Origin of the sequence: Fibrobacter sp. HC4, from assembly GCF_023373925.1 — a bacterium.
GTDB lineage: Bacteria > Fibrobacterota > Fibrobacteria > Fibrobacterales > Fibrobacteraceae > Fibrobacter.
In genome coordinates, this window is sequence record NZ_JALCZV010000020.1 from 55,270 (window position 1) to 76,578 (window position 21,309).

The following is a 21,309-nucleotide window of genomic DNA, read 5'->3' on the forward strand; positions in this document are numbered from 1 at the left end:
TGTCTATTCAAATGCGGCAGCCTTGATTGGGGCGAAGAAGGCATCCAAATCCTTGGGCTCTTTCTTATACCAGGCGCCACCTCTATCAAAATCCTTGTCCCGCTGATGCTTGTCAATATTTCCGAAGCCTGAGCCAATAGTCCAAAGTTCTAGAACTTCGGCGGAATCTTTATACAAAGTAATAACCGTTTCGGCACGAGACGCAGTAGAACCAGCAAAAGTTTCAAACGTGGGGTTCAGCAACATTTTTTTGAATTCCGCCAGCTGCACAGAATCAAGCACCACCTTCTTAGAAGCTACGCGAACCTCTTTCTTACAATCCTCATTGCAGTTAAAAATCACTTCGGCCCGGTTGCAGTCTCGTACAAGTTCACTAAGCGGCGTTCCAAGAGCCGTATCGGCCGGGAAAATCAGTTCGTTCAAAAGTTCCATCGTTACGGCAACCTGTTTTTTTACAGAATCGCCCAACTCAAACACGTTACCGTCTCTGTCTACTTCATACTGGATCTCAGAAGAATCAGCATCCCGTTTCCCATGTCTTTTCTTGAATTTGGGAACAGTCATTACTTCGGTCTTTTCAGATTTTTCAGTAACCATGTCAGATTCGATTTTGCAACCTCTAAAGGGAACGCCCACATCCTTCAGGAATTTATTAATCTTATGCAATCTGGGAGTACTCCAGTATCCCACCGAACCTTCTCGGTTAAACGCAGTGGTAAAACGGAATCTGTCCAGGGAATCCGCACCGCGATACAAAGTAATATAGGTACCCTCTTTACAGTCAGATTCGAGAGTATCCTGCGGATGTTCATAAAGAAGACCGACACGGAGTATCTGTACAAAGTTCTGGTACAACCGACCATCAATTATCTTGTTACGTTCAATTTTACCAAGGCCCGCCGCAGTCACTTCCATTCGGTCCGCTTTTTCAAGGGCTTCAGGGAAACTCAATTTTTGCGGGGCAATCCCCTTTTCACGAGAACTGATAAACTGGTAAAGTGACACTCCCAACACCAATACAAGAGCCACAGCAACAAGAACTTTCACGAAAGACTTCATATTTCCAAATATAAAATAGATGTTCCGCAAAATAGGACGTTAAACCTTATTGAACATTCAAAATGCATAAGTGGACTTTTTTGAATTTTCTATCTTGTACCTCGTAAAGAAATATCAAAAAGAGGTCAATCATGACGTTTGAAGAAATCTACGCGCTGGTTTGCGAGCGCAAGAGAACCATGCCCGAAGGCAAGAGCACCACTGAACTCTTCAAGAAGGGTGCTCACGGTATCGGCAAGAAGCTGGTGGAAGAAGCCGGCGAAAGCTGGATGGCCGCCCGTTACGAAACTCGCGACGACCAGTGCCTGGAACTTTCCCAGGTTCTGTACTATGTGGCCTGCATGATGGCAGAAAAAGGTCTCACCCTCGAAGAAGTGTACGCTAAACTATGATTAAAGTAGCTCTCCCGAACAAGGGCATGCTCTTTGAACCCACCCAGGAACTTCTGAAGGCCTGCGGTTACAAGGCATCCAAGCCCTACAAGACTTTGACCCAGATCGACACCAAGAACGGTATCGAATTTTTCTTCCTGCGCCCTAGCGACATCCCCATGTATGTGGGTCGCGGCATCATCGACGCAGGTATCACCGGCATCGACTTCAACGCCGAAGCCAAGAGCCCGGCTGTCAAGGTTCTGGACCTGCCCTTTGGCGCTTCCAAGATGTGCGCTGCAGTTCCTAACGAAAGCCCCATCCAGACTCTGGACGAACTGAAGGATTCTACCATCGCCACCTCCTTCCCCAACATTGTTGAAGGCTACTACAAGAAGCCCATGAACTTTGTGGTTCTGGAAGGCGCTGTGGAAATTTCCGTAAGCCTCGGTGTTGCAGACGCCATCGTCGACGTGGTGGAAACCGGTACCACCCTGAAGCAGGCTGGCCTTCGCATTATCGGCGAACCGCTGTTCCGCTCCAACGCAGCCCTCTACTGCAACCCCCAGAAGACCGACCTGGAAGAAGTGAACACCCTGATCCGCCGCATCCAGGGTAAGCTGGTCGCACAGTCCTACATGATGATCGAATACGACTGCCCCGCAGACGTTCTCGACAAGGCTGTAGCCCTGACCCCGGGTCTCGATGCTCCTACCGTTGCCAAGCTCCACGGTCGTGACTGGTACTCCGTAAAGGCCATGGTGCCCCAGGAAGATGCCAACGCCATCATGGACAAGCTCTGGGACGCAGGCGCACGCAGCATCCTGCTCTTCGGTATCAAGTCCGCCCGAATTTAACGCAACGAGGTCGCCTTACTCCGTAAGGCTTTGAGCAATGAGGTCGTGCCTCCGGCACTTTGAGTGAAAGCATGGCGCTTCGCGCTCTTTTTAGGGCGCCCTCGGCGCGATTGTTCAGCTCAAACCTCAAAGCGAGCTTTGCGAGCGACCTCGCACCTCACGTCTCTCCATGGAATCACTCGCTTATTTAGCCCGTCAGCCGATCCTTGACCGCGATGGCAAGGTATGCGCCTATGAGTTGCTGTTCAGAGATTCTCCGAACAGCAGTACGGCTGTTATATCCAGCGACCTGCTGGCAACCGCACAGGTGTTGGAGAACGTACTGAACAACATCGGCATCCAGCGTCTGGTCGGCAGCAGCAAGGCTTTTGTCAACTGCAGCAGGAACATGCTGCTGGACAATTTATTCGGCCTGCTGAATCCTAAATATTTCGTTCTGGAAGTTCTCGAAAGTGTAGAAGTGGACGATCGCGTCATCGAAGCCATCGAGGAGTATAAGTCCATGGGTTTCGAAATCGCCCTGGACGACTTTATCTTCGAAGAGAACTTCATCAACCGCTTCGCCCCGCTGTTCCCCTACGTCAGCTACATCAAGATGGACGTTGTAGAAAACAGCCTAGACAGCATGAGCAAGGCCGCCGCCTTCTTCAAGGCAAGGAACATCAAGCTCCTAGCCGAAAAAGTCGAAGACGAAGAAACCTTCAAGCGTTGCGTAGAAGCCGGTTACGATTATTTTCAAGGGTTCTATTTCGCCCGACCCGAAATGGTCACCGGTCAAAAAATTGACGCCACATCTACAGCCATTTTGCAGTTGCTCCAGCTATTGCGGATCCGCCCCACTCTAGAAGAACTCTGCAGCAACTTGGACAAACATCCGGAAATTGCCGCAAACCTTCTAAAGTTCGTCAATTCCGACAGCCAGGCCCACGACCATATAGACAACATAAAAGATGCAGTCGTCTGGGTTGGTATGCGCCACATTCAGGAATGGTTGCTGCTCATGTTATACGCCAGACCGGAAAATAGCCTATGATGGTAGAACCACAAAGTCTTGAAGCTCTCATCGGGGAATTTTCAGGTCTCCCCGGCATCGGGCAAAAGACAGCCCGACGCCTGGCCTACCACATTCTCACCCGCAAGCAATCCGACGTGGAACGCTTCGCCGAGAACCTGGTGAACGCCATTACCAAAGTTCATCATTGCCCCAACTGCTACGCCTTTACCGATGAAGACCTCTGCCCCACCTGCAAGGCCAGGGCAGGAGCAAAGTCCATCTGCGTCGTAGAAAAAAGTTCAGACATCATCCCCTTTGAAAAGTCAGGCATTTTCCGCGGACTTTATTTTGTACTGGGGGGAGTCATTTCTCCGTTAGACGGTATCGGTCCCGAGGCACTCCACTTAAACCAACTGGTCAACCGCATCAAGACCGAAGGGATCGAAGAACTGGTCCTGGCATTAGGTTCCAGCCCCGAAGCTGACAGCACCGCCCTCATGATCGACCGCATGCTCAACGGAGTCAACGTTAAGCGTACCCGCCTGGCCCGCGGCATCCCCATGGGCAGCGATCTTGAATTTGTAGACGAAGTCACCATGTTAAGAGCCTTCGAAGGAAGAGTAAGCCTATGAGCGCACCCGTAAAGCACCAAGCCCCCGTTGAAGTGGGCGGCTTCACCGTCACCTCGGCAGTCTTTGTAACGGCAGCCGTAAACATGAAAGGGCTTCCCGAGGAACGCCTCCCTCAAATCGCATTTCTTGGACGATCCAATGTGGGAAAATCTTCCCTTATGAATGCACTTATGGGCAAGAACGGACTGGTCAAGGTCAGTTCTACCCCCGGAAAAACCCGCGAAATCAATTTCTTCAAAGTCAACAACAAGTTTTTTCTAGTAGATTTACCAGGTGTAGGCTACGCAAAGGTCAGTTCGTCCAAAAGCGAGCAGATGTCCACCGCCATTCGAGACTACATCGCAAAATGCAAGGACTTGAAGGGTCTGGTCTATCTGGTAGACATCCGCCACGGCGGACATGACGTAGACATCGACGCCGTGGAAAATATCCGCGCCGCAGGATGCCCCGTGCTGATCGTTGCCAGCAAGCGCGATAAGGTCAATCAGTCTGAACTTGCCAAGGGACTTCGTTCCATCAAGGAAAAGTTCGGTCTTGAATCTAACCCTCTTTGCGTGAGCTCCCTAAAAAAATTCGGTCTTGACCAGCTCTGGACTGAAATTCTTGAAGCAATGAACCAAGGCGAAAAGGTCTAGTGAGAACAAAGAGATCAAAAAACTGGCAGAAGCTCAGCCCCCCGGCAAAGATATTCCACTACCTGGGAATGTTCTTGCTGCATCGTACCTTTGGGCAGCAGTGCGCTCTTTTCTGGAACGCCATCACCAGTCTTTTCTCTCGCAACCGTAATTTCAAGACAGACACCAAGAATATCATCACCCAGACGTTCTTTACCGGCGTAGAAATTTTTCCGGTATTGTTCGTCGTGGCCACCTTGTTCGGTACAGTCGTCATCATCGAAGTAATCTCCCTCATGGGCAGGATGGGTTTCTCCGATGTGGTTGGAAGTCTGATTGTTATTGTAATCATCCGAGAATTAGGGCCCATTCTTACGGCATTCCTTATCGCTGGCCGAAGTGGATCCTCGCTGACCACATACATCGGAAGCATGGTCATTAATTCGGAAGTTGATGCGCTGGCCACCATGGGTGTGGACCCGATTCGATTCCTTGTTATGCCGGGCCTTTTTGGTGGATGCATCGCCCTGTTTTTCATGAACATCATCTTCAGTGCAAGCGCCATCTGTGCAGGGTTCCTCGTAACCAAGGCCATGATCGCCCTCACCGGAAATATCATCAACATCCAGCTGACCTGGGATTATCTGACCACTGAAATCCTGAGCGCACTGACCCTTACAGATTTCGTCTATATCATAATCAAGCCTCTCGTTTTCGGGGCAATCATTACAACCAACGCCTGTTACCAGGCACTGAATATTCCGCGAGACATCCGCCAGGTCCCCAAGGCCACCTCCCGATCCGTTATCAAGTCCTTCCTGTATATTGTGTGCGCAGACGTAGTGCTTTCTATATTCTATTTCGTCGACTACATGAACAACATCAACTCGATTATCTAATGATTGACGAAGCTTTAAGAATGGAAGATATTCACCTGTCCTACAACGATCTGGCAGGAACGATTTTCTCAAAGCCCCGAGCCTTGGGATTCTTCAAGAAAGTTGAAGACGACCCCCAGAAAGAGTTAGTGACCGGAGCGAATCTTACCGTGACCCGTGGCGACACTATTTGTATCGGTGGTGGATCCGGTCAGGGAAAAAGTGCCATTCTGCGAATCATTGCAGGGTTGGTGCGCCCCACCAAGGGGAACCTATATTATTTTGGTGAATACATCCCACCGGAACGTCTAACGGCACTGGAAGTGGCAAAACGTCAGGTAGGACTGGTTTTTCAGAATGGAGCCCTCATTTCCAATCTGAAGGTGCGAGATAACATCGCCCTCCCCCTGCGATACCACAAGATGGGCTCACCCGACGAAATCGACGAAAAGATCAACATGGCCATGGACTTGATGCGAGTCCGTGAAGAAGCAGACCTTTACCCGCACCAGCTTTCTATGGGTATGCAGAAGCGCGTGGCCATCGCAAGATCCTGGGCCATGGACCCGAAGCTCCTTTTGATGGATGAACCTACCGCAGGTCTGGACAACTACAATCGCCGAAACCTGTTGCCTCTGATCGACAACATGCGAATGCTGTTTAAGACAACAATCATCATCGTGACCCATGACTTGCTGATTTCTAAAGAATTGGATTGCAATATTTGCTTCTTGCACCGCAAAGTTCTTACGGAACCCAACTCCTTTGAATACTGGAGAACCTCCAACAGCGAAATCTCCAGGGAACTGTTCCGAGACCTAAGAACAAGCGGATAAGAGGCGCGAGGGCGGTCGCCTACGGCTCCTTTCATCGGTGAGTTTTGAGCCGAGAGCAATGAGCTAGATAATCGCGCCGAAGGCACCTAACTTTAGCACATAACTCATCGCTCATAACTCTTCACTATTCACTCCCAACTATTCACTGTTCACTATTATGTTCCTTCCTTTACCCGATGACTTTCACGCCCATCTCCGTCAGGGCGAACTGATGCCCGGCTATGTCCGCGACCTTGTTGCACAATTCGGCCGTGCCATCATCATGCCCAACACCATGCCCCCCATGACATCTGCCGCATCCATCAAGGAATACAAGCAGCAGATTCTTGAAGCCGCCAAGAGTGTCCGCCCGGATTTCCAGCCCCTCATGACCTTCAAGCTGAATCCGAACTACACCGAACAGGATCTAAAGGACATGATGGCAGAAGGTGTCGTGGCAGGCAAGTACTATCCTGCAGGCGTCACCACCAACAGCGCCGACGGAATCAGTGATTTCGAAGCCGTATTCCCCGTAGTGGCCATGATGGAAAAACTGGGCCTTATTCTCTGCGTCCATGGTGAAGAACCGGGCGAATTCTGCCTGGATCGCGAACCCGCATTCATCAAGCGCGTGGAAACTCTGGCCGAAAAATTCCCCAAGCTGAAGATAGTCTTTGAACATCTTTCCAGTGCAAAGGCCGTAGAAGCCGTAAAGCGTCTGCCCGCCAATGTGGCAGCCACCTTTACCGTTCATCACCTGATGATGACTCTGGACGATGTGATTGGCGACGCCCTGCGTCCCCACCACTTCTGCAAACCTCTGCCCAAGCGCCCCGAAGACCGCGCCGCCATTCGCGAAGCCGCATTTAGCGGCAATCCCAAGTTCTTCCTGGGCACCGATTCCGCTCCCCATCAGCAGGGTAAGAAGGAATGCCCCTGCGGTGCCGCTGGCGTCTATAGCGCCCCCGTAGCCATCCCGCTTCTCGTGCAGGAATTTGATCGGGCAGGTGCATTGGACAAGCTAGCCAATTTCATCGCGGGCTTCGGTGCAGACTTCTACGGACTTCCCCGAACCACCAGTCAAATCGAAGTGGTCAAGGAAAACTGGACTGTTCCCCAGGTCGTCAACGGAGTGGTTCCCCTGGCAGCCGGCCAAACCTTGGAATGGAAGTTGAAGTAAGCTAAAAAACATCTAGTACGGGACCCTTGATGACGCAGGGGTCCCTTTTTTTATGTAGATTGTCTACAAGAGAACAAGGACCCATCGCATCACAACATTAAGGTTCCAATTATGGCTTTTGTATCTTTTATTAGAGCAATACTTTATTACCTGACCATCGCCGTTTCCCTTATCATCATCGGCGTCCCCTACATGCTTTTCCGTGGTGGACTTTTGGGTCAATGGCAAGAATGTACCCGTGTCTGTATCACCTATTTTAACGTACTGTTCAAGATTTTTAGAATCAAGCTGAACGTGATCGGCAAAGAAAATATCCCCGAAGGCACCAATTTCGTTATCGTGTCCAACCACCAGAGTTTCCTGGACATCAACGTTATCTGGCCGGGCATCATCATTAGCTCCTTTATCGCCAAGGGCGAACTTTGGAACATCCCCATTTTCGGATGGGTCCTCAACCACGTAGGTTGTATCCCAGTAAACCACAAGGATCCCAAGAAAAATGCCGGCATGGGCAAGCTGGTCAGTGACCGACTTTCCAAGGGCTACACCATCAGCGTGTTCCCCGAAGGACACCGTAGTGCCGATGGCCGAATGCTGAAGTTCCAAAATGGAATATTTCGCATGGCGAAAGAAGAACATTTTGCAATTTTGCCAATTACATTAATTGGAACCGGCGAACGTCTGTCCAAGACGAAGTTTTCGCTCGTTCCCGGTGAAGTCAAGATTGTCGTCCATCCGGTTTACAAATACGAAGATTACGCCGATAAACCTATGGCAGACTTCCGCGACGAAGTACACGATTTGATTGAATCCGCATTGCCCTATAAGCAGGCGGAAATGGCAGCGGCCCAGGCCGAAGCATAAAAGGAGGCTTAACATGGCACAGCAATTACCGACAGTCGAGCAGATTGTCGCCGTTCTCCGAGAAGAACCCATGGTTGGGAGCAGACTCCGCGCCTCCCTCGGCCTTCCCAAGAAACAGAAAATGGAATTCAAGCAGCTTCTGGCCGATTTGGTCAGCCAGGGCGTCTTGAAGCGTACCAATCACAAGGAATACCAGATTGGTGACGGCGAACCTTTGGAAGAAAAGCGTGAAAAACGCCTGAAAAAGCTGGCAGAAGCAAGCGATGGCGACAACCGCCGTCCGGGAGCCCGTAGCCGCCGCCAGACCACCGACGATAAGAGCACCCGCGTCCGCCGAGGCGTACTGCACCAGACTGGCGAAGAATCCTGGATCGTCACCGAACTGGATTCAGAACAGCAGTTCGAAATGTGCCACCGCCGTCAGGCTCCGGGTAAGGAAGGGGAAGTCATCAGCTTTACCCTGTACCCCCACCCCCGTCTGAAGCACAGCTATTTAGCCAAGGTGGACCATTCCGCCGAAATCTTGAACGTTTCCTGGTCCGAGATTACCCAGAAGTTCATGGAAGAGTCTAACCTTCCCAAGGGCTTCAGCAAGGAAATCCAGGATTACATCAAGACCATCAAGGCTCCTACCGCAAAAGATTTCAAGGGTCGCGTGGATTACCGCAAGACCACCATCCTCTGTATCGACCCCGAAGGCGCCATGGACCATGACGACGCCATTTCTATCGAACGTACAGAAGATGGCGGCTACAAGCTGGGAGTCCATATCGCTGACGTAAGCTACTATGTTCCCGAGGGCAGCGCCCTGGACCAGGAAGCCATGGAACGCAGCTACACCCAGTACCTGCCCTGGACCGCAGTCCCCATGATTCCCGACGAACTTTCCAGCGACATCTGCTCCCTCCACGAAGATGTGGACCGTTGCGCCCACACCTGCATGATCATGCTGGACAAGAACGCCAATGTTCTCAGCTGGGATTTCCATCGCAGTATCGTCCGCATTACCCGCTCCCTCACCTACCAGCAAGCAAAGAAGCTGTGGGAAGAAGGTGACAAGGATATGCAGGACCTGGCCGAAGTTACCGCCAAGCTGAAAGCCAACCGTACCAAGGAAGGCCTGCTGGAATTCAAGAGTACCGAACTGGGCTGCCACTTCAACGAAGCCGGCGAACCCACTGACATTTACCCCCGCACCACAGACATCTCCAACTCCTGGGTTGAAGAATGTATGTTGATTGCCAACAACTGCTGCGCCAAGGAACTGAAGAAGCGCGGTCTGCAGGGCATCTACCGTATTCACGAAGCCCCCGACACCAAGGACATCATGGAACTGTACTATATGTACCCCAACCTGTTCCAGGGCGCTCCGGTGATGCTTCGCGATCTGGGCAAACCCCGCAGCGGCGACACCAACCTGAATCCCACCGCGTTCAAGCTCTATGAACACCTGGTGCAGAAGGCTGGTGACGACGAGACCTTGATGAACCGTATTCTGCGTAGTATGCAGAAGGCTCATTACGACAGCAACAGTTTCGGCCACTTCGCCCTGAATTGGCAGGACTACTCTCACTTTACCTCCCCCATCCGCCGTTACGCCGACCTCTGGTGCCATCGCGAACTGGCTCGCAAGGGCAAGGAAATTTCCGCAGAGCGCAAGGAAAGCGTCATTGACGTATGCGACTTGATTTCCGCCAACGAAATCAAGAACATGAAGGTGGAACGCCAGGCCATCAAGGTCTGCTCTACCTGGCTCCTGAAGGACCGCATCGGCGACAACTTCGAGGCCACCGTCAACGGCATCGAGGAATGGGGCATCTACCTTTCCATTAACGATCCCATCGCCGAAGGTCTGTGCCGCTACCGCGACATCGCCGGCGATGACTTCTACGTATACAATCCGGATCAGGGTCTTGCATTCGGCAAGCGCTGTGGCCGCACCTTCCGCCGTGGCGACAAGGTGATGGCTCAGTTGCTCCGCGTGGACCCGCTACGCGGCCAGGTGGACTTCTCCATTATCGAGAAACTCTCTCCCGAGCCCAAGAAGCAGCGCCGCACCCGCCGCGACGTGGAAGAAGACGCTCGCAACTACAACGAACGCATGGACCGAGCCGAAGCCGCAGAAGCCATGGGCTACCTGAGTCAGCCCGACGATGACGATCGCGATGACGGCATGCCGGCATTCCTTTCCGCAGGCATGCGCGGACGAGGACGTCGTGGCCGCCGTGGTTCCGACATGGACGCACCCAGCTTCGAACGCACCGGACGTGCCGCCCGAGGCAGAGCCGACCGCGGACACAGTTCAGCCGCCAAGGAAACTCGCGCTACCCCCAGAAGCCGCAGCGAAAAGCCCCGTAAAGGCAAGGTCCGCACCCGCCGCAGGTAATCATGCCTACAAATTCCAAGCTAGTCCTATACGCTTCGTACCAAGTCGGGGAAGACCTCCCCGGCTACGTCCGCTTTGCGTTAAAGCACTTGGCAGAAACCGACTTTACCGTGGTCCTTCTGACAAATAACCGTCCGCTTTCTGCAGAAACAAACACGTTCCTCGAAGAAAACGGGATCAGGCTTTACCTTACAGAAAACCACGGCTTCGACTTCGGCATGTGGCACCGTTTTCTCAAGGATCTGGCACAAGGCAAAGGCAAGTTTGCCCCATTGACCAGTATCGAACGAATCCTGCTGGTAAACGATTCTATCGTCTACTACCAGAACCGTTTCGCCGATTTTATCAAGCGGGCCGAAACCTGCACTGCCGACGCGGTTTCTCTTACCATGAACAACGAAGTCACTCCCCACCTGCAGTCTTTCTTCCTTTATCTAAAACAGGAAGCACTTGGGGCCTTCTATATGCACCTCATGGAAACTCCCGAACAGGAAACTTTCTACGATGTGGTCCATCGTCTTGAAATCGGGCTTTCCAACGCATTCCTAGAAGCTGAAGTTCAGACGGAAAGTCTTTTCTACACAGAACGACCTGTCATGTTCGCCTATCCGGAACTGATCGCACAAGGTTGCGGTTTTGTAAAGCGCAAACTCCTGCAGCACCGATTCGACGCCAAGGAAAGAATGCACTTTATCCGAAACAAGGCCTACGACGCCCTCTCGGCAGACTACGCAGCCCTTATCAAGGAAGCAGGTCTCGCAAACGATTTCAAGGAAGAATGGCTCCCCAAGCCCGCAGGGAACATCATCACCCAGACCCGAGACACCCTGCTGGAAAAGGGATTCCATAAAATCGGCTGGCCCATTTTGCGGAAGGCAATCAAGATGAAATACAAGATTCTCGGCCGCAAATTAGACGGCGCAGAATACGAGTAGTCAAACGGAAAAATTCATACTATAAAAAAACTCCCGAGTTCAGACTCGGGAGTTTTTCAATTCTATAAGACTACAGTCTAGAAAGCCAGCAGACTACTTGACGATTTCAGCGTCCTGGACCTTCTTGCCCTTAATAGTCTTGGAATCGGAGCCGTTCTGATCGCGCTTGATGATCTTGTACTGGACAATGGACCAGATGTTAGAAACAATCCAGTAGAGCACAAGGCCAGAAGGCATCACGGCACTGAACAGGAACATCATGGCGGGCATCATCCAAGCCATCATCTTAGCCTGGGCAGGATCCATCGCGGAGTTGCTACCCATGGTCACCTTGGTCTGGAAATAGGTGGTAACCACCATGATCCAGGGGAGAACAGCGAGACCGGCAGGCATGAGGAACGGAATGCTGAAGCCATCGAAAATAACATCGCTACGGCTCAAGTCGGTAATCCAGAGGAATGCCGGCATACCGCGGAGTTCCACAGCACGGCCAAGCACGAAGAACAAGCCCATGAACACCGGCATCTGGAACAGCATGGGGAGGCAGCCACCAGTGCAGCTAGCCAGCGGGTTCACGCCATTCTTCTGGTAAAGTTCCATAATAGCGGCCTGCTTCTTCTGAGGATCGCTACGGTACTTCACGTTGATTTCATCCAGCTGGGGTTTCAGCTTGCTCATGGCGCTGGTAGACTTCATCTGCTTGACAGTAAACGGAGTGGTAATACCGCGGACAATGAAGGTCACCAGAATGATGGCGATACCGTAGTTGGGCAACATGCTGTAGAACAGGTTCAGGAGCTTCAGCAACATCTTGCAGATCCATACGAACCAAACGTTTGCTCCGCACCAGGTCCAGCCACTGACGATGATCTTTTCGTAGTCCTGGTTCAGGGATTCAATTTCGTTCCACTGCAGCGGGAGAACCATGAAGTTGTAAGCCAGTTCGTCGCCATGGAATTCATCAGAAACAGTCAGCTTGTAGGTACCGGGATCCTTGTCGTTTTCCATCACCTTCATGGGCTTTGCCTTGAGGGTCGCAGGAACCGGAGTGTCAAACTGCATGGTCATGGCGACATACTTGCGACGAAGGCCAGCCCAGGAAAGACGGCCATCGTTGAAGGAAGTTTCTTCGCGGACCATTTCGCGTTCCACATTGCTGGTATTATTGTAGACGACTTCGCTGAAGAAGTAGGAGGCGCCACCGAAGCTCTTACCCTGAGGAATGTCTTCGGATTCCTTCATGCCGCCCTTCCAGGACAGTTCATAACCGTTAGCGCGGAAACCCACCACCTTGTTGGACTGGCGAACAGCAGCACCATCCTTGGTAAAGCCATAGCTACGGATAACCTGGTTACCATTGGCGTCCTTGAAAACAAACTGCACTGTAGTATCGGAAGCCACATCAATCTTAGCGGGAACTTCACCAGCATCAAACAGCACTTCGCTCAGGTCAGCACCGTCAATCTTCAGGTCCAGGGCACCGAGGGTGGTATCCTGAATCAGTTCGGGGAACTTGCCTGCGGAATCCGGCAGGGCCTTCACGATCACACTCTGGATCTTTGCACCCTTGTTGGTGAGGGTCATGATGAACTTTTCGGTTTCCACCACGACGGAACGGGCTTCAATCACCTTGGCAGGTGCAGCGGAAGAATCAACAGCTGCAGAATCCTTGGCAGAAGAATCCGCTGCGGCAACCGCAGGAGCACCACCCAGAACCGGAGCGGCCTTCAGTTCCGTATTTCCCGTTACCGGGAGAACCAGGCTACCATTAGAGGCAGACTGTTCGGCCTGGAGGGCAGCAACAGAATCTGCAGCAGCCTTCTGGGCGGCCCTGGCTGCCATGGAGGCCTCGTTATTAGCGGCATTGGTACTGAACCACCAGATCATGATGGCTACAATAAGAATAGTTCCGACTAGGGTATTCTTGTTCATCTTCTTTCCTTTTTAGGGGGTACGGGATCGTAGCCGCCCTTGCAAAATGGATTGCACCTTAAAATTCTAAAAACCGCAAGATAGAAACCTTTGAAGACTCCGTGGACGCGGATAGCCTCAATTGCATACTGAGAACAGGTCGGCTGAAACCTGCAGACGCCACTAAAGAAAAAAGGATGGATAATTTGGTACAGACGTATGGGAGCAATCATCACGCTCCGGGCAACATCCCGTATCTTATCCATTCTTGACGTCGGAGTCTGCATGGCTCCATTCCATCTTTTTGAAGATTTTCTCGGCGGTTTCGCGGAAACGTTCCGAAGTAACTTCTTCGGCCTTATCGTTTACGATGATCATAGCCCAAACAGGCTTGGTGATCTGGGGAACCATCCCATAGAACAACGGGCGCAGAAGTCTGCGGCACCTATTGCGATAAACGGCATTACCGTTTTTCTTTTTTGCCAAAAAGCAGAAACGACAAAAACCGTCCGGACTATCAATCCACCTCATCGAGAACGATGAACCGCGGACATACTTCCCTTGGACGGCTACTTGCCGGTAAGCGGGCTGGTTGGGCAGCCTATAAGAACGTAGACTGGCCACGAGCCAATTCCCAAATTACTTCTTGTAGATAGTGTCGCTGATGGTCAGACGCTTGCGGCCCTTGGCGCGGCGACGGCTCAAAACAGCACGACCCCAACGGTCTTCCATACGGGTCATGAAACCATGCTTGTTGACACGCTTACGATTGTGAGGCTGGAAAGTTCTTTTCATTGTAGTAACCTTTATTAAAAGTCAAATTTTTGAAATGCAAATTTAGTAAAGTTCAAGGATAAATCAAGGGGGGTAGTCTAAGAAATCGGGGTTATCAACACCTTTTCCACGAATTTCTTAATCAGCCCCATTGCGAATTTGATTTTTTCCATGGGTTTTCGCAAATACCAGAAGTTCATCCACGTGGCTCAAAACCTGCCGAATATCAGAGAAAGACCGCCCAGAACAAGGCACAAAACCACCGCTTATAGTCACGGAAACGTCTGGAAAATCTTCAAACTGGAGCTGGCGAACTTCCTTGCGGATAACTTCCGCCCTGGCAAAAGCCTCGCCTTCGGACGACGCGTTCATGGCATACACAAAATTAACGCCGCCGTAACGGGCAACACATTCCCCACAACCTTCGTCCTGATGATTTGCCAGAATTCGAGCCACGGCATTGATAATCTGATCCCCGAACGGATGTCCAAGACGGTCGTTTATCCGCTTAAAGTCATCCAGGTCCAGCATCAGCAGGTAAAATTCATTTCGACGGCGCCAGACCACATCCTGCAAGTGGGAAATCAAGTGCCTGCGGTTATAAATCTCGGTTAGCGGGTCTCGCTGCGATAAATAATCCAATTTATACAGCAAAACTTCACACTTCTTGCGTTCTTCGGCATAAGCCCTCAAAGAGAACGCCCCCACAGCAAAAAGGGTCAACGAAGTGAAGAGGCTCGTTACCAGAATATCCAGGTAGGCGCCATCCCGATCCAATTCCGCCACCACCAGGTTCGGGTAGACCCAGGACGCCAAAAACACAATGGCGTTCACCAGGACCGACACAGAAAAAGCCACGATCTTGGCCGTCCCCCGCGCCGCATAGGCGATCAAGGCAATGGCCGTCACATAGTAAAGAGGCATTCCGCTGGTAATACCGCCGCAGAACAAGAACAGCAACGGCATCAAAAAGCAGGTGAGCAGGCAGCACATCACCAGATAACACTGGTTATACAGGGAAGTTTTTACTGCAACGGCAGCCACCATCAAGCAGACAAGTACACAGCCGAAGCCACAGGCCGCAGCTATGGCGCTCATCCCTTCAGCTACCGTAAAGATAGCCGAACCCGTAGAAGCCAGGGTCACCACAACAAGAATCGACCAGAAAAGTTTCCTTTCCAGGGTGTTCTGCTGTTTCCAGAAATTCTTTATTATTCTCATCAATCCTATCCTGCACCAAAATATAAAACGAATTCTGCAGAAAACAAAAAAAGTCCACATTTTTAATTGATTTTTTTTCAATTTTCGGCACCTCTAACCCACTTTATAAAGTTAGACGGACTAAATTGGGAATTCTTATTATTATATTTCTACACGTCTTAAAAAGGACTTCCAACTTTACAAGGTTAATTATGGAACTGACACCTCTAGATATCCGAAATCAGACTTTCCACAAGAAGAGCTTTGGCGGCATCGACCCCGAAGAAGTCAAGGCATTCCTGGAAACGGCAGCCAACGCCTTTGAACAGATGTCCAGGGAGCGAACCGACCTGACTGAACGTCTGAAGGTGGCCGAAGAGCGCGTCAACTATTACCGCCAGATTGAAAAGACAATCCAGGACGCCGTAGTGACCATGCAGAAGACTGTAGACGAAGTAAAGTCTACCGCCGAAAAGGAAGCCGAAATTATTATCGCCGAAGCCAAGGCCCGCGCCGTCCGCGAAGTGGAAAGTACCAAGCGTGAAGCCGAAGACCTCCGCGCCGAAATCGAACAGCTGAAACAGCTGCGCACCAACTACTTCATCCGCTGCCGCGCCCTGATCAAGGGCCAGCAGGACCTGCTGACCGCCATGGAAAACGACCAGCGCGAAATGGAAGCCCTGGAACGGGAACCCAAGCGCGTGGCTCCTGCCAAGGTCAATGTTCCCACCATGGGAAACGTCCTGGCCTAAGCCCGCAGGAACCCCATGAGAATCAATATCAAGGTTCACGCCCGCAGCAAGCGGGAATCGGTAACGCCCCAGCCCGACGGCAGCTTTAAGGTGGAAGTCAAGGCCCCGCCGGTAGAGGGTGCCGCCAACGAAGCCATCTGCGAGCTGCTGGCGGACCATTTTAAGGTTCACAAGCGGGATGTTCGGGTGGTTTTAGGCTCAACGAACAACAAGAAAGTCGTCGAGATCGACGGAATAGACCCGTAATCGGGTCTTTTTTTGTGATTTTCAACGAACTTCCGTAATTTTTTTGAAAAATTGCTCCAATTTGTAGCACTTTAAAGGTTTTAAAGTGTATTTTATTTTCGCATTAAAAAACTCATCACACAAGGAATAAAGATGAAGAATTATTTCGATTTGACCGGTCAGGTCGCAGTTGTTACTGGTTGTTCCACTGGTCTTGGCGTTCAGATGGCCAAGGCACTTGCAAATCAGGGCGCAAAGATTGTTGCAATCGCCCGCCGCAAGGAAATGATCGAAGCTGTCGCCAAGGAAATTTCTGAAACCTACGGCGTCGAAGCTATCGCAGTCCAGTGCGACATTACCGACACAGCCAAGGTCGAAGCAGCCGTTGACGAAATCCTCGCAAAGCTTGGCCGCATCGACATCCTGATCAACAACGCCGGTACCGGCGCTGTCGCTCCGGCAGAAGACATTACCGACGACCAGCTGAACCACGAAATGAACGTGGACCTGGGCGGCACCTTCAAGATGGCTCGCGCCGTCGCCAAGAAGGCAATGCTCCCGGCAAAGTATGGCCGTATCATCAACATCGCCTCTATGTACGGCCTTGTTGGTAACAAGATCTGCGGTTCTGCACCGTACCACGCCGCAAAGGGCGCAGTTGTTAACCTGACCCGCGCCCTGGCCGCTGAATGGTCCAGCAAGGGCATCAACGTTAACGCCATCTGCCCGGGTTACTTCTACACCCCGCTCACCAAGGAAACCCTGGATTCCGACTTCTTCCAGGCAAATGCCAAGACTATGATCCCGGCAGAACGCTATGGAAACGAAGGCGAACTGGATACCGCCGCAATCTTCCTTGCATCCAAGGCTTCCAGCTACGTTACCGGCATCATGGTTCCGGTTGACGGTGGCTACACCTGCATGTAGTAGGTGAAAGCGGATAGAGTAAAGCGGAAAGGTGAATGTAGAAAGCGGAAAGAAATTCAGAAAAAAATCCGCTTTCCTTTAACCTTTAAACTTTAAACTTTAAACTTTAAGCTTTAAGCTAAAAACGCTCGCGGAAACGCGGGCGTTTTTTATGTTCAACAATAAGAAAAAAATGATTTTTGCCCCGCGCTTTTGGTATTAGATTAGGGACATGGCGAAATGGATTGTTGTTTATTCCAGCGTTACGGGGAACACCCGCAAACTGGCTGAAGTGGCCGCCCGTGAAATGGGCGCCGATTTATTGAACGTTCAGGAAATTATTGGACCCGCAGATATTCGCGAAGAAGACGATGAGGAATCTGTCTCCATCGACGTCTGCAGAAACAGTCTCGCCATTTCATCGGAAACTCTCGACAGAAAGCTGGAAGAAAAACTTTCCGGCTACGATGGAGTCATGGTAGGTTACTGGCTCCGCAAGGGCGCTCCCGACCGCAAGTCCTCCATTTTACTTTCTAGAATTTCCGGCAAGAAGGTCGCCCTGTTCCAGACCCACGGTGCCTACGACGGAACGGAACACACCATCACGGCCTTTGCCCGGGCAGGTTCCATGCTGGGACCAGGCAACAGGATCCTCGGGACCTTCAGCTGCCAGGGAGCCGTCAACCCGGCACTAATCAAGCGACGCCTCGAAGGAAGCGTTCCCGGCCACAGGGGCGAAGACCTTGAAGCCTGCAAGAAACGCTGGGCCGATGCAGCAACACGACCTAACGAAAACGACCTGCAGCGTATGGCAGATTTCGCAAAGAAGATGAAGGCTACTGCAGAACGCGAATAAGAATCATGTAGATCGCGGTTCCTACAGCCATGGAGAGGAACAGCTGACGACGCCACACATGAACTGCCGCGGTAGTCAAAATGCCCACTACCTCGGGAATGCCGTGCACCCCCTGAAGCCACTGAACATCCTTAAGGCAGTACACCACCAGCATTCCAAAAACAGCTAGCGGTAAAGCCTTGCCCAGGTACTGAATATACTTGGGCGTTTCTTTTTTCCGGGACTTCCCTTCCGAAAAGATGATGAAAGGCAAGGCTCGCGTCAACACCGTCATCAAGGCCAGAATGGCAATGGTCAATATTTGTTGTTGGGATGTCAAAGGTTTACCTCTAACTTTTTACGGAAAGTGGTCAACAGCAAAAGAATACCAATCATGGCAGGAATCACAAAGTACTGACTTCCAAAAATGAACAGCGCCGCCGCCGTGCAACCGATTCCAATCCACGCCGGACGATGTTCCTTTTCTTTCAGGAACTGATCCATGAAGATGGCCACAAACATGGCGGTCACCACAAATTCCAGACCGTGAATATCCACCTTCAGAAGGGAACCGAACATGTAGCCCATAAAGCCGCCGGATATCCAGTAAAGGTAATCCAGGAGGCTCACCAACAGCATTTCCGTAGGCGTTGATTCCTTGGCGTTATAGTTGATGGCGAAGGTTTCATCCGTAAGCCAGAAAATCAGGAAGGGCTTTCGCCACCCCATACCGCGATAACGGTCCAGCATGGAAATTCCGTAAAACAGATGACGTGCGCCCACCACCAGAGCCATACTTGCAGCGGCCAGCGGATTGAAATTCGCCGCAAGCATTCCCAGGCCAAGAAACTCCGCAGACCCGCTAAAAATAAACAGCGCCATGCTCAGCGGGTAAAGATAGCTGAAGCCCATGGACTCCGCCAACACCCCATAAGTAATGCCCAGAAACCAGTACCCTGTAAGTACTGGCAAAGAACGCTTGAAGGCGATCTTCAGAGAATTCTTGAATGAGGATTGAGTCGGCTGCATTGTAGTGGGAATATAGAAAACAGAACCGAAAATTTATTGTATATTGGAAACATGATGAAAATGTTTGGGGCGTTATTTGTTACGTTTGTGTGCGCGACCCTTATGGGCTGTGGCAGTCACGAACACAAGTATGTGATTGGAATTTCTCAGTGTTCGCTAACGGATTGGCGTTACCAGCTAAAAGATGAGCTGGTGCTGGCATCCTATTTTAATGAGGATGTGGAAATCCGTATGGCCTTTGCCGACGACGATGATGTGCAGCAGAGCCGTCAGATTGATTCTCTTCTGAATACAGGACTAGACCTTCTGATTGTGTCTCCTAACCAGGTGAAGGGCCTTTCTGGAAGTATGAAGCGGGCCCAGGACATGAAGGTGCCTGTGATCCTTTATGATCGCAAGATGAACGACGTGGAATTTACAGCGTTCATGGGAGCAGACAATTACGCCATCGGAAATATGATGGGAGAATTTGCGGCAGCCCAGCTGAAAGGCAAGGGAAACATTGCCGAAATCGGTGGCCTCAAGGGTTCTTCTCCGGCTAAGGAGCGCCATCAGGGTTTCGCGGACGCCATCAAAAAATATCCGGATCTGAAAATTGTGGGTTACGCCGAGGGCGACTGGAAGGAAGAATCCGGTGCCAAGGCCATGGAGGAAATCCTCAAGTATTATGATGGCCCCATCGACCTGGTTTTTGGGGATAACGACCGCATGGCCCTGGGGGCTCGCAAGGTGCTTTCGTCCCGCGGGCAGTTGGATGGTCAGAAAAATGAAGTTCTGTATTTGGGTGTGGACGCCCTGCCCATTCCCGATGGCGGTATGGAAAATGTCCGTGACGGTCTGCTGATCGCTTCAGGCATTTACCCCATCTGCGGCGATGAGCTGATTGAACTTGCGTTAAAAATTCTCCGTGGCGAACCCTATGAAAAGAACAATGTACTAGAAACCAGCATTGTTACCAAGGAAAATGCCAATGTTTTGCTGCTTCAGTACCGCGAAGTCCAAAAAAGGGCGGGCTATATCGCCAAGATGCACAATCTGGTTGGTAAAATCAAGGATGAATCGGAAACTCGAGCCATGCTTAGCATTGCCATGTGCCTTTTCACTGGCGTTGTTTTCGTTTTCTTGATCCTGATTATTCATGCAAATCGTGTAAAAGACTGCCTGAATGAGGAACTTCGTCAGAAAAATGACGAACTGATCCGCAAAAATGAGGAACTTGATGCTGAAAAGGCCCGTGTGGAACTGCAAAGAGACCAACTTGAGGAACAAAGAGACCAACTTTTGGACGCTACAACCCAAACTTTGACTGAAAATCAGCCGACGGAACCGGAAAAGTCCGCAGAAATCCCTCAAAAGATTGAATTTATGGAGAAATTCCTGGCTTGCGTGGATAAAAAGCTGGACAGTCCCACTCTTTCCGTAGAAGATATTAGCCAGGAAATGTGCGTTTCTCGCGTGCAGCTGTACCGCAAGGTGAAAAGTCTAGCCCAGAAGTCCCCTGTGGAGATTATCCGCGAGCGTCGTCTGCAACGGGCCAGCGAGCTTTTGCAGGATCCGAGCCTTAGTATTTCCGAGGTGGCTTACCGCGTCGGGTTCTCCGCTCCCTCCTATTTTACCAAGTGCTACAAGGAATTTTTCGGTAAAAATCCCCGTTCCTAGTACGTCCCTTGTGTAACGTTCAAAAATAAAATTGGCTATGTTCTTTCAAAGTGTAGATGTAATATAACTATCTAAAAACTTTATCTTAGATACTTGGTCTAACCTAATTTTTGTTGGGTTAGACCATTTTTTAGTATTTTTTCAGTAAATTCAACATAAAATGGCAGTCCTACTAATTAGTAGAACATAGCCATTTTATTTGGAGCTATTCTCATGAACGAAAAAAAAGAAAATAAAGCGGCCAACTCCCTTCCAGAAGTAGTCTGGAACGACGGCAACATGAAAAGCCTTTACGTGAACGCAACGAACGTCGTGGGCGGCCGTGAAGAAATCATGATGCTTCTGGGCTTGAATCATGCCGCCCCTGCCGAAAAGCCGAAGAAGGCTTAATTGATTCAAGACAAGCGAAGCGACAACTTTACTAGACGTCGTT

General features: G+C 50.9%; 25 protein-coding genes. 17 read left to right on the forward strand and 8 right to left on the reverse strand.

The window, feature by feature from the left end:
• Window positions 1-3 precede the first annotated feature (3 nt).
• On the reverse strand, window positions 4-1,059 hold the full coding sequence (locus MMG03_RS12585) for a hypothetical protein (RefSeq protein WP_249506429.1): 1,056 nt from the start codon (window positions 1,057-1,059) through the stop codon (window positions 4-6).
• A 131-nt stretch (window positions 1,060-1,190) separates the two neighbouring features.
• Here MMG03_RS12585 and hisE point away from each other — a divergent pair, with 131 nt between their 5' ends.
• From hisE to MMG03_RS12640, 11 genes are all read left to right on the forward strand, one after another.
• On the forward strand, window positions 1,191-1,451 hold the full coding sequence (gene hisE, locus MMG03_RS12590; RefSeq protein ID WP_073157733.1) for a phosphoribosyl-ATP diphosphatase: 261 nt from the start codon (window positions 1,191-1,193) through the stop codon (window positions 1,449-1,451).
• Window positions 1,448-2,287, forward strand: a complete 840-nt coding sequence (hisG, locus tag MMG03_RS12595; RefSeq protein ID WP_073238009.1) for an ATP phosphoribosyltransferase — start codon at window positions 1,448-1,450, stop codon at window positions 2,285-2,287. The genes hisE and hisG overlap by 4 nt, the downstream gene beginning before the upstream one ends.
• 169 nt (window positions 2,288-2,456) lie before the next feature.
• Window positions 2,457-3,320: an EAL and HDOD domain-containing protein gene (locus tag MMG03_RS12600; RefSeq protein WP_073157739.1), complete on the forward strand. Its 864-nt coding sequence runs from the start codon at window positions 2,457-2,459 to the stop codon at window positions 3,318-3,320.
• Complete coding sequence (gene recR, locus MMG03_RS12605) at window positions 3,317-3,913, forward strand: recombination mediator RecR (protein ID WP_083538296.1); 597 nt, start codon at window positions 3,317-3,319, stop codon at window positions 3,911-3,913. The genes MMG03_RS12600 and recR overlap by 4 nt, the downstream gene beginning before the upstream one ends.
• Window positions 3,910-4,548, forward strand: coding sequence for a ribosome biogenesis GTP-binding protein YihA/YsxC (gene yihA, locus MMG03_RS12610; RefSeq protein ID WP_073157742.1), 639 nt, complete (start codon window positions 3,910-3,912; stop codon window positions 4,546-4,548). Before recR ends, yihA begins: the two co-directional genes overlap by 4 nt.
• Window positions 4,548-5,426: an ABC transporter permease gene (locus tag MMG03_RS12615; RefSeq protein ID WP_073157744.1), complete on the forward strand. Its 879-nt coding sequence runs from the start codon at window positions 4,548-4,550 to the stop codon at window positions 5,424-5,426. The genes yihA and MMG03_RS12615 overlap by 1 nt, the downstream gene beginning before the upstream one ends.
• Window positions 5,426-6,241, forward strand: coding sequence for an ABC transporter ATP-binding protein (locus MMG03_RS12620; RefSeq protein WP_083538298.1), 816 nt, complete (start codon window positions 5,426-5,428; stop codon window positions 6,239-6,241). Before MMG03_RS12615 ends, MMG03_RS12620 begins: the two co-directional genes overlap by 1 nt.
• A 157-nt stretch (window positions 6,242-6,398) precedes the next feature.
• Entirely contained in the window at window positions 6,399-7,400 is a 1,002-nt protein-coding gene (gene pyrC / locus MMG03_RS12625) for a dihydroorotase (RefSeq protein WP_073157746.1), read from the forward strand.
• A 111-nt stretch (window positions 7,401-7,511) separates the two neighbouring features.
• On the forward strand, window positions 7,512-8,264 hold the full coding sequence (locus tag MMG03_RS12630) for a 1-acyl-sn-glycerol-3-phosphate acyltransferase (RefSeq protein ID WP_073157749.1): 753 nt from the start codon (window positions 7,512-7,514) through the stop codon (window positions 8,262-8,264).
• A 13-nt stretch (window positions 8,265-8,277) separates the two neighbouring features.
• Window positions 8,278-10,650 (forward strand): ribonuclease R family protein, encoded by a 2,373-nt coding sequence (locus tag MMG03_RS12635; RefSeq protein ID WP_249506430.1) that lies wholly within the window; start codon window positions 8,278-8,280, stop codon window positions 10,648-10,650.
• Between the two features lie 2 nt (window positions 10,651-10,652).
• Window positions 10,653-11,585, forward strand: coding sequence for a hypothetical protein (locus tag MMG03_RS12640; protein WP_249506431.1), 933 nt, complete (start codon window positions 10,653-10,655; stop codon window positions 11,583-11,585).
• Window positions 11,586-11,678: 93 nt separating this feature from the next.
• Here the strand turns inward: MMG03_RS12640 and yidC are convergent, their stop codons facing one another.
• The 5 genes from yidC to MMG03_RS12665 form a co-directional block, all read right to left on the reverse strand.
• Window positions 11,679-13,517, reverse strand: coding sequence for a membrane protein insertase YidC (gene yidC, locus MMG03_RS12645; RefSeq protein ID WP_249506432.1), 1,839 nt, complete (start codon window positions 13,515-13,517; stop codon window positions 11,679-11,681).
• On the reverse strand, window positions 13,514-13,783 hold the full coding sequence (yidD, locus tag MMG03_RS12650; RefSeq protein WP_083541928.1) for a membrane protein insertion efficiency factor YidD: 270 nt from the start codon (window positions 13,781-13,783) through the stop codon (window positions 13,514-13,516). The genes yidC and yidD overlap by 4 nt, the downstream gene beginning before the upstream one ends.
• Window positions 13,755-14,120, reverse strand: coding sequence for a ribonuclease P protein component (locus tag MMG03_RS12655; protein WP_249506433.1), 366 nt, complete (start codon window positions 14,118-14,120; stop codon window positions 13,755-13,757). Before MMG03_RS12655 ends, yidD begins: the two co-directional genes overlap by 29 nt.
• 15 nt (window positions 14,121-14,135) lie before the next feature.
• Entirely contained in the window at window positions 14,136-14,291 is a 156-nt protein-coding gene (rpmH, locus tag MMG03_RS12660; protein ID WP_073157761.1) for a 50S ribosomal protein L34, read from the reverse strand.
• A 117-nt stretch (window positions 14,292-14,408) separates the two neighbouring features.
• A complete protein-coding gene (locus tag MMG03_RS12665) occupies window positions 14,409-15,491 on the reverse strand; it encodes a GGDEF domain-containing protein (RefSeq protein WP_158236542.1) in 1,083 nt (360 codons plus the stop codon).
• Window positions 15,492-15,682: 191 nt separating this feature from the next.
• Here MMG03_RS12665 and MMG03_RS12670 point away from each other — a divergent pair, with 191 nt between their 5' ends.
• The 4 genes from MMG03_RS12670 (at window position 15,683) to MMG03_RS12685 (ending at window position 18,209) form a co-directional block, all read left to right on the forward strand.
• Window positions 15,683-16,222, forward strand: coding sequence for a DivIVA domain-containing protein (locus MMG03_RS12670; RefSeq protein WP_083538306.1), 540 nt, complete (start codon window positions 15,683-15,685; stop codon window positions 16,220-16,222).
• 15 nt (window positions 16,223-16,237) lie between these two features.
• The gene (locus tag MMG03_RS12675) at window positions 16,238-16,468 is read left to right on the forward strand and encodes a DUF167 domain-containing protein (protein ID WP_073157767.1); all 231 of its coding nucleotides are present in this window, start codon (window positions 16,238-16,240) and stop codon (window positions 16,466-16,468) included.
• Between the two features lie 132 nt (window positions 16,469-16,600).
• Complete coding sequence (locus MMG03_RS12680) at window positions 16,601-17,374, forward strand: SDR family oxidoreductase (protein WP_073157769.1); 774 nt, start codon at window positions 16,601-16,603, stop codon at window positions 17,372-17,374.
• 211 nt (window positions 17,375-17,585) lie between these two features.
• Window positions 17,586-18,209, forward strand: coding sequence for a flavodoxin family protein (locus MMG03_RS12685; protein ID WP_073283496.1), 624 nt, complete (start codon window positions 17,586-17,588; stop codon window positions 18,207-18,209).
• Here MMG03_RS12685 and MMG03_RS12690 read toward each other — a convergent pair.
• Complete coding sequence (locus MMG03_RS12690; RefSeq protein WP_073157775.1) at window positions 18,190-18,528, reverse strand: branched-chain amino acid transporter permease; 339 nt, start codon at window positions 18,526-18,528, stop codon at window positions 18,190-18,192. The genes MMG03_RS12685 and MMG03_RS12690 overlap by 20 nt on opposite strands.
• Window positions 18,525-19,217, reverse strand: a complete 693-nt coding sequence (locus tag MMG03_RS12695; RefSeq protein ID WP_073157778.1) for an AzlC family ABC transporter permease — start codon at window positions 19,215-19,217, stop codon at window positions 18,525-18,527. Before MMG03_RS12695 ends, MMG03_RS12690 begins: the two co-directional genes overlap by 4 nt.
• A 51-nt stretch (window positions 19,218-19,268) precedes the next feature.
• Here MMG03_RS12695 and MMG03_RS12700 point away from each other — a divergent pair, with 51 nt between their 5' ends.
• Together MMG03_RS12700 and MMG03_RS12705 are read left to right on the forward strand one after the other, a co-directional pair.
• Window positions 19,269-20,876 (forward strand): substrate-binding domain-containing protein, encoded by a 1,608-nt coding sequence (locus tag MMG03_RS12700; protein ID WP_249506434.1) that lies wholly within the window; start codon window positions 19,269-19,271, stop codon window positions 20,874-20,876.
• A gap of 213 nt (window positions 20,877-21,089) precedes the next feature.
• Entirely contained in the window at window positions 21,090-21,266 is a 177-nt protein-coding gene (locus MMG03_RS12705; protein ID WP_158535508.1) for a hypothetical protein, read from the forward strand.
• Window positions 21,267-21,309: the final 43 nt, after the last annotated feature.

Coding starts and splice junctions, on each gene's coding strand:
- MMG03_RS12585 (WP_249506429.1), bottom strand. CDS start 1,059: ATGAAGTCTTTCGTGAAAGTTCTTGTTGCTGTGGCTCTTGTATTGGTG.
- hisE (WP_073157733.1), top strand. CDS start 1,191: ATGACGTTTGAAGAAATCTACGCGCTGGTTTGCGAGCGCAAGAGAACC.
- hisG (WP_073238009.1), top strand. CDS start 1,448: ATGATTAAAGTAGCTCTCCCGAACAAGGGCATGCTCTTTGAACCCACC.
- MMG03_RS12600 (WP_073157739.1), top strand. CDS start 2,457: ATGGAATCACTCGCTTATTTAGCCCGTCAGCCGATCCTTGACCGCGAT.
- recR (WP_083538296.1), top strand. CDS start 3,317: ATGATGGTAGAACCACAAAGTCTTGAAGCTCTCATCGGGGAATTTTCA.
- yihA (WP_073157742.1), top strand. CDS start 3,910: ATGAGCGCACCCGTAAAGCACCAAGCCCCCGTTGAAGTGGGCGGCTTC.
- MMG03_RS12620 (WP_083538298.1), top strand. CDS start 5,426: ATGATTGACGAAGCTTTAAGAATGGAAGATATTCACCTGTCCTACAAC.
- pyrC (WP_073157746.1), top strand. CDS start 6,399: ATGTTCCTTCCTTTACCCGATGACTTTCACGCCCATCTCCGTCAGGGC.
- MMG03_RS12630 (WP_073157749.1), top strand. CDS start 7,512: ATGGCTTTTGTATCTTTTATTAGAGCAATACTTTATTACCTGACCATC.
- MMG03_RS12635 (WP_249506430.1), top strand. CDS start 8,278: ATGGCACAGCAATTACCGACAGTCGAGCAGATTGTCGCCGTTCTCCGA.
- MMG03_RS12640 (WP_249506431.1), top strand. CDS start 10,653: ATGCCTACAAATTCCAAGCTAGTCCTATACGCTTCGTACCAAGTCGGG.
- yidC (WP_249506432.1), bottom strand. CDS start 13,517: ATGAACAAGAATACCCTAGTCGGAACTATTCTTATTGTAGCCATCATG.
- yidD (WP_083541928.1), bottom strand. CDS start 13,783: ATGCAGACTCCGACGTCAAGAATGGATAAGATACGGGATGTTGCCCGG.
- rpmH (WP_073157761.1), bottom strand. CDS start 14,291: ATGAAAAGAACTTTCCAGCCTCACAATCGTAAGCGTGTCAACAAGCAT.
- MMG03_RS12665 (WP_158236542.1), bottom strand. CDS start 15,491: ATGAGAATAATAAAGAATTTCTGGAAACAGCAGAACACCCTGGAAAGG.
- MMG03_RS12670 (WP_083538306.1), top strand. CDS start 15,683: ATGGAACTGACACCTCTAGATATCCGAAATCAGACTTTCCACAAGAAG.
- MMG03_RS12675 (WP_073157767.1), top strand. CDS start 16,238: ATGAGAATCAATATCAAGGTTCACGCCCGCAGCAAGCGGGAATCGGTA.
- MMG03_RS12680 (WP_073157769.1), top strand. CDS start 16,601: ATGAAGAATTATTTCGATTTGACCGGTCAGGTCGCAGTTGTTACTGGT.
- MMG03_RS12685 (WP_073283496.1), top strand. CDS start 17,586: ATGGCGAAATGGATTGTTGTTTATTCCAGCGTTACGGGGAACACCCGC.
- MMG03_RS12695 (WP_073157778.1), bottom strand. CDS start 19,217: ATGCAGCCGACTCAATCCTCATTCAAGAATTCTCTGAAGATCGCCTTC.
- MMG03_RS12700 (WP_249506434.1), top strand. CDS start 19,269: ATGATGAAAATGTTTGGGGCGTTATTTGTTACGTTTGTGTGCGCGACC.
- MMG03_RS12705 (WP_158535508.1), top strand. CDS start 21,090: ATGAACGAAAAAAAAGAAAATAAAGCGGCCAACTCCCTTCCAGAAGTA.